Here is an 11,874-nt window from a genome sequence, read left to right as displayed (position 1 = left end):
AGCGCAGCGCACCCGGGGAACGATCAATCATGGGGATAGGTCCGTGGCAGCGGATGCGTTTTTGGGCAGAGCCCCGGGTGCGCTGTGCTTACCCGGCTACGGGGCCTGCGAATTTATTGGTAATGCCTCTGCCGAGCATGGCTCGGCACTACATCTGCGTTGGCTATTGTTGCGCTGCTTCGGCGTTCTGCTTCGCATAGCGTTGGGCTACCACCGAGCAGACGATCAGCTGGATCTGGTGGTAGATCATGATCGGCAACACGATCGCGCCCAGGCTGCCGCCGGCAAACAATACCTTGGCAATCGGCACGCCGGTGGCCAGGCTCTTCTTGGAGCCGCAGAACACGATGGTGATCTGGTCGGCGCGGTTGAAGCCCAGCCGCCGTGCCAGCCAGCCGATGCCGGGCATGGCGATGGCCAGCAGCACCACCGCGACCAACGCGGCGGCCAGCAGCGACAACGGCGGGGTATTTCTCCATAGCCCTTCGCTGACCGATTCGCCAAAGGCGGCGTAAACGACCAGCAACACCGTGCCCTGGTCGGTGTAACGCAGCAGCGGCCGCCTGCGCTCGATCCAGCGGCCTATCCATGGCCGCAGCAGATGGCCCAGCACGAACGGCACCAGCAGCTGCAGCATGATCGCGCCCACCGCATGCAGTGGGTTGGCCATGGCGCCCTGCGAGCCTGCCAGCACGGTCATCAGCAGCGGGGTCAGGAAGACGCCGAGGATGCTCGACAGCGAGGCCGCACAGACCGCTGCCGGTACATTGCCACCGGCGATCGAGGTAAAGGCGATGGAGGACTGCACGGTGGAGGGCAGGGCGCACAGGAACAGCACGCCGATATACAGCTCGGGCGTCAGCGCCCAGCCGGCCAACGGCTTCGTTGCCAGCCCCAATAGCGGGAACAGCACGAAGGTGCAGACCAGGATGGTGAGATGCAGGCGCCAGTGCAGCAGACCGGCGATGATGGATTCACGCGGCAGGCGCGCACCGTGCAGGAAGAACAGTGCAGCAATGGCGATGTCGGTGAAGCGGTCGAAGCCCTTGGCGGCGGCACCGCTGAGCGGCAGCACGGTGGCCAGGACGACGGTGGCGAGCAGGGCGAGGGTGAAGTTGTCCGGTCGCAGTCGCGACCACCAGCGGGTCATGTCGGCAAGGTCTCCTGATCAGGGCGTGGGGGCTTGCAGCAAGGCCCGGGCGGCTGGCTCCAGCGAGGTCATGCCAGCATCGCGGCCAAACTGGAGTGCGTCCTCGGTGGAGGCGCCGTTGACGCGTGCATCGATCACCGACAGCAGCGCGCCGGCGCGGTTGGATGAGGCGCAGTGCAGCAGGGTCTTGCCGCTGTCCTGCTTGAGCAGCTGGTCCAGCGTGCGCGCGTTGGCATCGGTGATGTCGCCGGCACCGGCGATGGGCAGGCGCACGTAGCGCAGGCCCAACTGTTCGGCAAGGGCGGCCTCGTCGTAGCCGCGGTCTTCATCGGCGCGGCGCAGGTCGATGACGGTGGTGACGCCGTTGGCGGCCGCATCACGCAGCTGCTGTGCGCTGGGCTGGCCGGCCGTGGTCAGGCCGGAGCGCGGGTGGTAGAGCGTGGCATCCGCCGCATGGGCGTGGGCGGTGAGCAGCAGGGACAGCAACAGCGACAGACGGAAAATGTTCATGCGTTGCTCCGTGGGTGGTGGTTACAGGCGCAAGCTGGCGCGCGCTTTCAACAGCTCGCGCAGCTCGTACTTGTCGGTGTCATCCAGGCCTTGCTGGCGTTGCTTGGCCTGCAGTTCTTCCAGACGCTGGGTCAGCAATTGTTTTTCCAGCTGCAGGATCGCGTCCTGCAGTTCCTGTGCCCACATCGCCTCGTCGCCGGGCAGCGCCTGCGCGGCCAGCTTGTGCAGCGCGGCCTGCTCTTCGCGGTCGTTGAAGTGCTCAAGCAGTGCGCCGGTGCTGATGTCCGGGCGCTGCTGCACCAGGTTCAGCAACTCGACCAGCAACTCGATGCCGGGCAGGCGCAGGCCACTGATGGCGTGGTGGCCTTCCAGGTTCATCGCCAGCGACGGCTGCTGCAGCAGGATGGCGATGGCCGCGCGCACCAGGCTGCGCTTCTGCACCGGTATGGCGTTGTTGCGCATGGGCGGGCGCGCGACCGGAGCGGCCGTGGTGGCGGTGCTGCCGATGCCGGTCAGGCGTGCCAGCTCCTGCTTCATCAGGTCGCCGAAGGCACCATCGGGAATCTGCGCCAGCATCGGCTTGGCCCGTTCGGCCAGGCGTGCCTTGCCGTCCAGCGTGCCGAGGTTGATCTCGCGGCCGAGCTCGTCGAAGAAGAACTGCGACAGCGGCGTGCCCTGCTTCAGCCGGGCATCGAAGGCGTCGGCACCTTCCTTGCGCACGATGGTGTCCGGGTCCTCGCCATCGGGCAGGAACAGGAAGAAGGCCTGGCGGCCATCCTTCATGCGCGGCAGTACCGATTCCAGTGCGCGCCAGCCAGCGCGGCGGCCGGCGGCATCACCGTCGAAGCAGAAGTACACATCGGGCGCGTTGCGGAACAGCAGCTCGGCATGGTCGGGGGTGGTTGCCGTGCCCAGCGTCGCCACCGCCTGGGTGACGCCGAACTGGAACAGGCTGACCACGTCCATATAGCCTTCGACCACGATCAGGCGTTCGATCTTCTGGTTGGCCTGGCGTACCTGCCACAGGCCGTACAGTTCGCGGCCCTTGTGGAACAGCGCGGTTTCCGGCGAGTTGAGGTACTTGGGGCCGGCGTCCCTGCCGTCATCAGGGGCGGCCATGACGCGGCCGCCGAAGGCGATGACGCGGCCACGGCGGTCGAAGATCGGGAACATCACCCGGTCGCGGAACTTGTCGTAGACGTGGCCGCGGTCGTTCTTGGAGAACAGGCCGACGCGTTCGAGCAGCTTCATGCGCCGCTCGTCCTTGCCCAGCGCATCCTTCAGCGCGCTATAGCCATCCGGCGCATAGCCGATGGAGAAGCGCGCACGGGTATCGGCATCGACGCCACGGCCATCGAGGTAGGCGCGGGCCTTGTCGTTGCCTTCCAACTGCTTCTGGAAGAAGCGGGTGGCGGCATCCAGCGCCGAGTACTGGTCGCGGCTGTCGTCCTGCTGCTGGGGTGTGCGTGCGTTGGTTTCGCGTGGGATCTCCATGCCCACGCGCTTGGCCAGTTCATCCACCGCATCGAGGAACTCGAGGCGGTCGTAATTCATCAGGAAGCTGATCGCCGTACCGTGCGCGCCACAGCCGAAGCAGTGATAGAACTGCTTGGTCGGGGAGACCGTGAACGAGGCCGAGCGCTCGTCGTGGAAGGGGCAGCGCGAGGCGTATTCCTTGCCCTGGCGCTTGAGCGGCACACGTGAGCCCACCACTTCCACGATGTCGGTGCGGGCCAGCAGGTCGTCAATGAACGCGTCGGGAAGTCGGGCCATGCAGCAAAGAACAGCACCGCCGGGTGGCGGGCGCGATGAAAGGGAAGAAGGGGAGTGTACTAGGCTGGGCTGGTGCTGGCGGGGTGATGGGCGTGATGGTTTTCAGTCAAGGGCTTGAAGCAACCCCTCCCCGGCCCGTCCGGCCCGAAGGCATAGCCTTCGGTCGTTCATCAGGTCGCGCGGCAGTGCCGCGCAAGCAGACCTTCTTCACCCCCTTCGCTGCGCGAAAGGGAGGGGGCGGCTTCGCTTCCTCCCCTTGCCGCAGGCAAGGGGAGGGCCGGGGAGGGGTTGCTTCTGCTTCTGCTCTTGCCGTCAGTCCAAAGCCCCAACATCCACCTTGGCCTCAGCCGCCGCCTTGCGCCGCGCATACGCCCGCTCATCGATCACCGCCGTGATCAGTGCGCCGCCGAAGAACACCACGCTGGCGTAGTAGATCCACACCAGCATGATCACCAGCGTGCCCATCGAGCCATAGGCGCTGCCCGGCGCCGCGTTGGCGATGTATAGCCCGATGGCGTAGCGGCCGAGGGTGAACAGCACTGCGGTGATGACGCCGCCGAGGAAGGCCTGGCGCCAGTCCACTGGCCGGTCCGGCAGGTAGTGGTAGAGGAAGGCAAAGCCCAGCGCGTACAGCAGCAGGGTGGTGATATAGCCCACTGCCGGCAGCGCCGAAGGCAGGTGCGAGAAGATCACCTGCAGGGCGGTGGTGGCCACCATCGACACGATCAGCAGGAAGCCCAGCGCCAGCACCACGCCGGCCGAGAACACCCGCTTCTTCAGCCAGCCAAGGATGCCCTCGAAGCGCTTGGAGTCGGTGCGGAAGATCAGGTTCAGCGCTGCCTGCAGCTGGGCGAACACTACGGTGGCACCGATGAACAGCAGGACCAGGCTCCAGATGCCGGCAAACGAGCCCAGGTCGGGCTGGGCGGTGGCATTGGTGATGACCGTGCGCGCCACCTCGGCCACGCTGGGGCCGGCCAGTGCGCCGATCTGGTCGATCAGTGTCTGTTGTGCTGGTGGGTACAGTGAGGCGGTCAGCCACAGCAGCAGCACCAGCAGCGGTGCCAGCGACAGCAGGGTGTAGAAGGCCAGCGAGGCGGCCTGGGTCATCACGTCGGTTTCGACGAAACGGCGGACCAGGGCGGCGGGCAGGCTCTGCTGCAGCAGCTCCAGGCGGGATTTGAACGTGTGCAGACTGGGGTGGGGAGCAGGCATCAGATGGATCGCGTGAAGACAGGGGTCTGTTCTAGCAAAGGCGGGCTTCGGTCAGGGTGAATGGGGGAGCTGAGGATGCTGCGGTGGTCGTGGCCGTAAACATGGCTTTGGCTTTGGCTTCGGCTTCGGCTTCGGCGTTTGCCTTTGCCTTTGCCTTTGCCTTTGCTTTTGCTTTTGCTTTTGCTTTTGCTTTTGCTTTTGCAGTGGCAGTGGCAGTGGCAGTGGCAGTGGCAGTGGCAGTGGCAGTGGCTTGGCCTTGGGCTTGGGCTTGGGCTTGGGCTTTGGCTTTGGCTTTGGCTTTGGCTTTGGCTTTGGCTCCAGCTCCAGCTCCAGCTCCAGCTATTCCCTTCTCCCGCCTGCGGGGGAAGGTGCCCGCAGGGCGGATGGGGGCAGGCTTTGGCCGTTGTTCTTGCTGCTCAGCGGACTGCTTGTGATCGCAGCCCTGCTGCCACCTGCCCCGCGACATCAGCCGCTTCCCGGGACGGTGTTCCGGTAATGCCCCAGCGCAGCATGGCTGCGCTCTACAGGGGCGGGGCAGAAGGGCGGAAACAACAAGGCCCGCACTTGGCGGGCCTTGTGGCTTGCAGCCTTGGCAGCCAGGATCAGCCGGCCAGGGCCTGCTTGACCAGCTTGGACACCAGGCCCATGTCGGCCTGGCCGGCCAGCTTGGGCTTGAGCACGCCCATCAGCTTGCCGATGTCGGCGGCGCTGCTGGCACCGGTCTCGGCCTTGGCGGCGGCAATCGCCGCCTGGATCTCGGCTTCGCCCATCTTGGCCGGCACGTAGCGCTCGATCACCACGATCTCGTCGCGCTCGACCGCCGCCAGGTCTTCACGGTTGGCCGCTTCGTACTGGGTGACCGAGTCCTTGCGCTGCTTGACCATCTTGTCCAGCACGGCGATCACGGCGGCATCGTCCAGCTCGATGCGCTCGTCCACTTCGCGCTGCTTGATGGCGGCATTGATCAGGCGGATCACGCCCAGCGAGTGCTTGTCGCCGCCCTTCATGGCGGCCTTCATGTCTTCGGTCAGCTGTTGCTTCAGGCTCATGGAGCACCTCTTTGGGTCGGGAATAGGGGGTAGAACGCCAGTAGTGCTGACGTCTGGAACGCAAAAAGCCGGCTACGCTTGCGCGTGCCGGCTTTCACTCCAGTACGGAAGGCCGGAGCCCCCCGTTCAGGAGTTGCGTACGATCAGTACAGGCGCTGACGCTTGGTGACGTCGCGCGAGGAACGACGCAGCTGGCGCTTCACGGCAGCAGCAGCCTTGCGCTTGCGTTCCTGGGTCGGCTTTTCGTAGAACTCGCGCTTGCGGGTCTCGGCCAGTACGCCGGCCTTTTCGCAAGTGCGCTTGAAGCGGCGAAGAGCAAACTCAAAGGGCTCGTTCTCGCGGACTTTAACGCTGGGCATGGAATCTCCGGGGACTCAGTAGTAAAACCGGGTCACACCCGGTGAGCCGCGCATTATAGTCCCTTTGAGCACAGGCGCAACCCCCTGGGATTTGGCGGGGGCGACAGACAGGTCCACAATACACCCCATGAAAGTCCTCGGCATTGAATCATCCTGCGATGAGACGGGCGTAGCCGTCTACGACACCTCCCTTTCCGGGGCGGCCGCGCTGCGTGCGCACGCCGTCTACAGCCAGATTGCGCTGCATGCCGAATACGGCGGGGTGGTGCCCGAGCTGGCCAGCCGCGACCACGTGCGCAAGACCCTGCCGCTGATCCGCCAGACCCTGGACGAGGCCGGCATCGCCATCTCCGAGATCGAGGGCGTGGCCTATACCGCTGGCCCGGGCCTGGTTGGCGCGCTGCTGGTCGGCGCCGGCGTGGCCCGTTCGCTGGCCTGGGGCCTGGATGTGCCGGCCATCGCTGTCCACCATATGGAAGGCCATCTGCTGGCGCCGCTGATGGAGGACGACCCGCCGGAGCCGCCGTTCGTGGCCTTGCTGGTGTCCGGTGGGCATACCCAGCTGATCGCGGTGGATGCCATCGGCAAGTACCGGCTGCTGGGTGAAACCCTCGACGATGCCGCCGGTGAGGCCTTCGACAAGACCGCCAAGATGATGGGCCTGCCGTACCCCGGCGGCCCGCAGCTGGCGCGCCTGGCCGAAATCGGCACCCCGGGACGTTACAAGTTCGCCCGCCCGATGACCGATCGCCCGGGCCTGGATTTCAGCTTCTCCGGTTTGAAGACCCAAGTGCTGCTGGCCTGGCGCGACAGCGACCAGAGCGAGCAGACCCGCGCCGATATCGCCCGTGGCTTCGAGGATGCGGTGGTGGACACGCTGGCCATCAAGTGCGAGCGCGCGCTGGATGCGGCCGGCTGCGATGTGCTGGTGGTGGCCGGCGGCGTGGGCGCCAACAAGCGCCTGCGCGCCAAGCTGCACGAGGCCGCACAGCGGCGCGGGGGCCGGGTCTGCTTCCCGCGCCCGGCGCTGTGCACCGACAACGGCGCGATGATCGCCTTCGCCGGTGCCTTGCGCCTCCAAGCCGGCCAGCACAGCCCGGCCGAGGTCAAGGTGACGCCGCGCTGGGACATGGCCACGCTGCCGCCGCTGCAGGGCTGAGCGCCGGCCTGCCGTGCCTGTCCACGGCAGGCTCAGGCTGGGGCCGTTACCATGTCGCATTCATTCAATACGACGGATGCAATGGACAAGGTATTCATCGAAGGGCTGGAGATCGATGCCCTGATCGGCATCTACGACTGGGAACGGCGCATCCGCCAGACCCTGGTGTTTGATCTGGAAATGGGCTTTGACAACCGCAAGCCGGCCGCCAGCGACGATATCGTCGATACGCTGAACTACAAGGCGGTCAGCAAGCGCTTGATGGAATTCGTGCGCGCCTCCGATTTCGGTCTGGTGGAAACGCTGGCCGAGCGCTGCGCGCAGATCGTGCTGGACGAATTCAACGTGCAATGGCTGCGCCTGAAGCTGAGCAAGCCGGGTGCGGTACGCGGTGCGCGCGCGGTTGGGGTGATCATCGAGCGCAGTCGCGCCGCCTGAGCGGTGCCTGCCGGCCGCGCCTGTCTCCGCGCGGCCACCCTCTGCTGTCCGATGACGCCCGTAACAGGGGACGGGCAGGCTGTTTCTGCATTACACGGTAAGGAAGATTGAACGATGGCGGTAATGGGAATCCGTTGGCTGGATCAGCTGGAAAACATGCTGGCGCCTTATCCGATGGCCTACCCGGCGGTGGTACTGGCAGCGTTGCTGCTGGTGGCATGGTTGGCCAACTTCGTCACCAAGCGCATCCTGCTGCGCGGCCTGCGTTCGATGATCGAGCGCTTCTCCGGCCCCGATCACAATGCACGGCAGCCGCTGCGGGTGATCGCGCGGCTGGCCAATATCGTGCCGTCGGTGGTGATCGCGTCGGGCCTGAGCATCGTGCCGGAGTTGCCGCCGGGCCTGGTAAACACGTTGAAGGCGCTGTGCCACGCTTGGACGGTGCTGACCATCGCCATGGCGGTATCGCATGCGCTGGACGCCTTCAACGACTTCTATGAGCGCCGTGCCGATGCACGTAACAAGCCGATCAAGGGCTATCTGCAGGTCGTCAAGATCATCGTGTTCGTGTTCGCAGGCCTGTCGATCGTTGCGATCCTGGTCGGGGTGGAGCTGCTGCATCTGGTCACCGGCCTGGGTGCGGCCACGGCGGTGTTCATGCTGATCTTCCAGGACACGATTCTGTCACTGGTAGCCAGTGTGCAGATCAGTGGCGATGGCCGCGTGCGCATCGGTGACTGGATCGAGATGCCGAGCCAGAACGCCGATGGTGATGTGACCGACATCGCCCTGCACACGGTGACGGTGCGCAACTTCGACAACACCATCACCACAATCCCCACCAAGAAGCTGGTGACCGAGTCGTTCCGCAACTGGCGCGGCATGCAGGAGTCGGGCGGTCGGCGCATCAAGCGCTCGCTGTACCTGGACCAGCACAGCGTGCGTTTCCTGGATGCACCGGCGCTGGAGCGGCTGGGTCATTTCGGTCTGCTCGATGACTACCTGCAGGCCAAGCAGCAGGAGCTGGGGCAGTGGAATGCCAAGGTGGCCGAGGAACACCCCGAGCCGGTCAATGCGCGCCGCATGACCAACCTGGGCACCTTCCGCGTCTACGTGGAGCGCTACCTGCGCAGCCATCCGGACATCAAGCAGGACATGACCTTGCTGGTGCGGCAGATGGCGCCCACGCCGCAGGGTCTGCCGTTGGAGATCTACTGTTTCGCGCCGACCGCATGGGCGCAGTACGAGCGCACCCAGTCGGATGTGTTCGACCACCTGCTGGCGATCCTGCCGGAGTTCGGCTTGCGGGTGTTCCAGGAGTCCAGCGACGCGATGCTGATGGCCGCCCACGAGGCGCGCAGCAGCTGAGGGTAGGGCAGGGCGATGCTTGGCAGGGCCTTGCCAGCAAAAGCCCCCTCACCCCACCCACCCCCTCTCCCGCAAGCGGGGGAGGGGCAAAAGCACCGCCGCACCGTAGTGCCGAGCCATGCTCGGCAGAGGCCTGCCCAGCGAAAGGCCAACCCCTCCCCAACCCTCCCCTTGGCTGCGCCAAAGGGAGGGAGCAGAGCGGTAGTGCCGAGCCATGCTCGGCAGGGGCCAGCCCAGCGAAAATCGACCCCTCCCCAGCCCTCCCCTTGGCTAGGCCAAAGGGAGGGAGCAGAACGGTAGTGCCGAGTCATGCTCGGCAGGGGCCTGCCCAGCGAAAGGCCAACCCCTCCCCAACCCTCCCCTTGGCTGCGCCAAAGGGAGGGAGCAGAGCGGTAGTGCCGAGCCATGCTCGGCAGGGGTTTGCCCAGCGAAAAACGACTCCTCCCCAACCCTCCCCTTGGCTACGCCAAAGGCTGGGAGCAGAACGGTAGTGCCGAGCCATGCTCGGCAGGGGCTTGCCCAGCAAGCCTCCAGCCCCAGCGGCTTAACATCCATGGCGCTAGAATCACCGGCTTGAAAGCGTTTCCATGAAGGCCAGCCGGTGTTCCCCGACCGCATTGAATCCCTGATTTCCCGCATGACCGTCGACGAAAAAGTCGGCCAGCTCAGCGTGTTTGCCGACATGGTCCGCCCGTTCGCGCCTGACGTGAACCCGGAAGCCAACGTACGCAATGCCGAGCAGGTGCTGGAACAGGTACGCGCAGGCCGGGTCGGCTCATTGTTCAACGGCGTCGGTGCCGAGTTGGGCCGGCGCATCCAGCAGGTGGCGCTGGAAGAAAGCCGCCTGGGCATCCCGGTGATCCTTGCCTCGGACGTTATCCACGGCATGCGCACGGTGTTCCCGATTCCGCTGGGCGAGGCTGCCAGCTTCGAGCCCGAGTTGGCTCGCCGCACCGCCCGCGCCACGGCAGTAGAGGCCACCGCTGCCGGCATCCACTGGACCTACGCACCGGCGGTGGACATCGCCCGCGACCAGCGTTGGGGCCGGGGTGCCGAGGGCGCCGGCGAGGACGTGGTGCTGGGCTGCGAATTTGCCGCGGCGCGCGTGCGTGGTTTCCAGGGCGAGGACCTGACCGCCGAGGATGCGCTGCTGGCCACGCCCAAGCATTTCGCCGCCTATGGCGCGGTTGCGGCAGGCATGGAGTACGCCCAGGTGGACATCTCGCCGCAGACCCTGCGCGATGTGCACCTGCCGCCGTTCAAGGCCGCGCTGGATGCCGGCGCGCTGTCGCTGATGAGCGCCTTCAACGACATCAATGGTGTGCCCGCCAGCGCCAACCGCGCGTTGTTGACCGATCTGCTGCGCAGCGAATGGAAATTCGAGGGCGTGGTGGTATCCGATTACACCGCGGACATGGAGCTGATCGCCCACGGCTACGCCGCCGATGAAGTCGATGCCACCCGCAAGGCCTTCCTGGCCGGGCTCGACCTGAGCATGCAGAGCGGCTTCTACGACCAGCACCTGGCCGGGCTGGTGCATGCCGGCGAGGTGCCGATGGCCGTGCTGGACGAATCGGTGCGGCGCATCCTGCGCCTGAAGCAGGCCATCGGCCTGTTCGACAACCCGTACCGCTCCCTGGACCCCGCACGCGAGGCGGATCAATCGCATATCGCCGAGCACGATGCGCTGGCACGCGATGCCGCGCGCCGCTCGGTGGTACTACTGAAGAATGACGGCGACCTGCTGCCCTTGAAGAAGCAGGGGCAGAAGATCGCGCTGATCGGCCCGTTCGTGCAGGACCGTGACAACATCGAAGGTTGCTGGACCCTGTTCGGCGACAAGTCGCGCTATGTCACTCTGGAAAACGGTATGCGCGCAGCCATTGGCGATGCCGCGGCACTGGATGTTGTGGCGGGCTGTGCGCTGGAGGCGCCCGTGGAGGGCGGCATCGAAGCTGCTGTCGCTGCCGCACGGCTTGCCGACGTGGTGGTGCTGGCCGTGGGCGAACCGCAGCGTTACAGCGGTGAAGCACAGTCGCGGGTGGAGATTACCTTGCCGCCCGCACAGCAGGCCTTGGCCGAGGCGGTGGCCGCAACCGGCACGCCGATGGTGGTGCTGTTGCGCAACGGCCGCGCGCTGGCCCTGCAGGGGGCGGTACGCGAGGCGCAGGCCATCGCGGTCACTTGGTATCTGGGCACGCAGAACGGTCATGCATTGGCCGATATCCTGTTCGGCGACTACAGCCCTTCGGCGCGCCTGCCGGTCAGCTTTCCACAGGCCTCGGGCCAGCAGCCGTATTTCTACAACCATCCGCGTAGCGGGCGCCCGGAACTGCCGGGCATGTCGGAGTTCAAATCGCGCTGGCGTGAGGTGCCGAATGCGGCGCTGTACGCGTTCGGTCATGGCCTGGGGTATGCGCGCTTCGCATATGCGTCACCGCGTTTGAGCGCCCCGCAACTGGATTGGGATGGCGAGCTGCTGATCCGCACCAGCGTGCGCAATGTCAGCGCGGTGGCCGGTGAGGAGGTGGTGCAGTTGTACGTGCATGATCGCGTCGCCAGCCGGGTGCGACCGGTGCGTGAGTTGAAGGCGTTCCGCAAGATCGCGCTGGCTGCGGGTGAATCGACGGAAGTGGAATTCCGCCTGGATCGCCAGCAGCTGGCATTCACCGGCGTGGACGGTGAATACCGCGCCGAACCCGGTCTGTTTGATATCTGGGTGTGTGCCTCGTCGGTGAGTGGCGAGGCGGTCAGCTTTGAGTTGCTCGGCCCCTGACCCGGATCCAATGTAGTGCAGAGCCATGCTCGGCAGAGGCTTTACCAGCGAAAGACGGCCCCTCCCCAGCCCTCCCC

10 protein-coding genes are annotated in these 11,874 nt (G+C 65.8%); 4 read left to right on the top strand and 6 right to left on the bottom strand.

Translation table 11 applies throughout. The features are described 5' to 3' along the window. Positions 1-163: 163 nt before the first annotated feature. The 6 genes from B2527_RS09850 to rpsU form a co-directional block, all read right to left on the bottom strand. Entirely contained in the window at positions 164-1,150 is a 987-nt protein-coding gene (locus tag B2527_RS09850) for a bile acid:sodium symporter family protein (protein ID WP_293711316.1), read from the bottom strand. Between the two features lie 18 nt (positions 1,151-1,168). Beyond that, on the bottom strand, positions 1,169-1,660 hold the full coding sequence (locus B2527_RS09845) for a fused DSP-PTPase phosphatase/NAD kinase-like protein (RefSeq protein ID WP_293711313.1): 492 nt from the start codon (positions 1,658-1,660) through the stop codon (positions 1,169-1,171). A gap of 21 nt (positions 1,661-1,681) precedes the next feature. Next, entirely contained in the window at positions 1,682-3,433 is a 1,752-nt protein-coding gene (gene dnaG / locus B2527_RS09840; protein WP_293711310.1) for a DNA primase, read from the bottom strand. A 312-nt stretch (positions 3,434-3,745) separates the two neighbouring features. Then, positions 3,746-4,648, bottom strand: a complete 903-nt coding sequence (locus tag B2527_RS09835; RefSeq protein ID WP_293711307.1) for a YihY/virulence factor BrkB family protein — start codon at positions 4,646-4,648, stop codon at positions 3,746-3,748. A 602-nt stretch (positions 4,649-5,250) separates the two neighbouring features. Beyond that, the gene (locus B2527_RS09830) at positions 5,251-5,697 is read right to left on the bottom strand and encodes a GatB/YqeY domain-containing protein (protein WP_293711304.1); all 447 of its coding nucleotides are present in this window, start codon (positions 5,695-5,697) and stop codon (positions 5,251-5,253) included. A gap of 143 nt (positions 5,698-5,840) precedes the next feature. Then, positions 5,841-6,056 (bottom strand): 30S ribosomal protein S21, encoded by a 216-nt coding sequence (gene rpsU, locus B2527_RS09825; protein WP_002808376.1) that lies wholly within the window; start codon positions 6,054-6,056, stop codon positions 5,841-5,843. Between the two features lie 127 nt (positions 6,057-6,183). Here rpsU and tsaD point away from each other — a divergent pair, with 127 nt between their 5' ends. The 4 genes from tsaD to B2527_RS09805 all read left to right on the top strand — a co-directional run bounded on the left by tsaD (position 6,184) and on the right by B2527_RS09805 (position 11,797). Continuing rightward, positions 6,184-7,215, top strand: coding sequence for a tRNA (adenosine(37)-N6)-threonylcarbamoyltransferase complex transferase subunit TsaD (gene tsaD, locus B2527_RS09820; protein ID WP_293708866.1), 1,032 nt, complete (start codon positions 6,184-6,186; stop codon positions 7,213-7,215). Positions 7,216-7,296: 81 nt separating this feature from the next. Then, positions 7,297-7,653, top strand: a complete 357-nt coding sequence (gene folB / locus B2527_RS09815) for a dihydroneopterin aldolase (RefSeq protein WP_293711319.1) — start codon at positions 7,297-7,299, stop codon at positions 7,651-7,653. 114 nt (positions 7,654-7,767) lie between these two features. After that, complete coding sequence (locus B2527_RS09810) at positions 7,768-9,021, top strand: mechanosensitive ion channel family protein (RefSeq protein ID WP_293708864.1); 1,254 nt, start codon at positions 7,768-7,770, stop codon at positions 9,019-9,021. A 601-nt stretch (positions 9,022-9,622) separates the two neighbouring features. Further along, positions 9,623-11,797: a glycoside hydrolase family 3 N-terminal domain-containing protein gene (locus B2527_RS09805; RefSeq protein WP_293708862.1), complete on the top strand. Its 2,175-nt coding sequence runs from the start codon at positions 9,623-9,625 to the stop codon at positions 11,795-11,797. The last annotated feature ends 77 nt before the right edge of the window (positions 11,798-11,874 follow it).

The organism is Stenotrophomonas sp. UBA7606, from assembly GCF_002477705.1.
Lineage (GTDB): Bacteria > Pseudomonadota > Gammaproteobacteria > Xanthomonadales > Xanthomonadaceae > Stenotrophomonas.
Note: the sequence above shows the minus strand (reverse complement) of the source record. Positions and strands in the feature narration are given on the sequence as shown.

Bases quoted from the DNA above. Each gene is read 5' to 3' on its own strand.
- B2527_RS09835 (WP_293711307.1), bottom strand. From the start codon at position 4,648: ATGCCTGCTCCCCACCCCAGTCTGCACACGTTCAAATCCCGCCTGGAG.
- B2527_RS09845 (WP_293711313.1), bottom strand. From the start codon at position 1,660: ATGAACATTTTCCGTCTGTCGCTGTTGCTGTCCCTGCTGCTCACCGCC.
- B2527_RS09830 (WP_293711304.1), bottom strand. From the start codon at position 5,697: ATGAGCCTGAAGCAACAGCTGACCGAAGACATGAAGGCCGCCATGAAG.
- B2527_RS09850 (WP_293711316.1), bottom strand. From the start codon at position 1,150: ATGACCCGCTGGTGGTCGCGACTGCGACCGGACAACTTCACCCTCGCC.
- tsaD (WP_293708866.1), top strand. From the start codon at position 6,184: ATGAAAGTCCTCGGCATTGAATCATCCTGCGATGAGACGGGCGTAGCC.
- rpsU (WP_002808376.1), bottom strand. From the start codon at position 6,056: ATGCCCAGCGTTAAAGTCCGCGAGAACGAGCCCTTTGAGTTTGCTCTT.
- folB (WP_293711319.1), top strand. From the start codon at position 7,297: ATGGACAAGGTATTCATCGAAGGGCTGGAGATCGATGCCCTGATCGGC.
- B2527_RS09810 (WP_293708864.1), top strand. From the start codon at position 7,768: ATGGCGGTAATGGGAATCCGTTGGCTGGATCAGCTGGAAAACATGCTG.
- dnaG (WP_293711310.1), bottom strand. From the start codon at position 3,433: ATGGCCCGACTTCCCGACGCGTTCATTGACGACCTGCTGGCCCGCACC.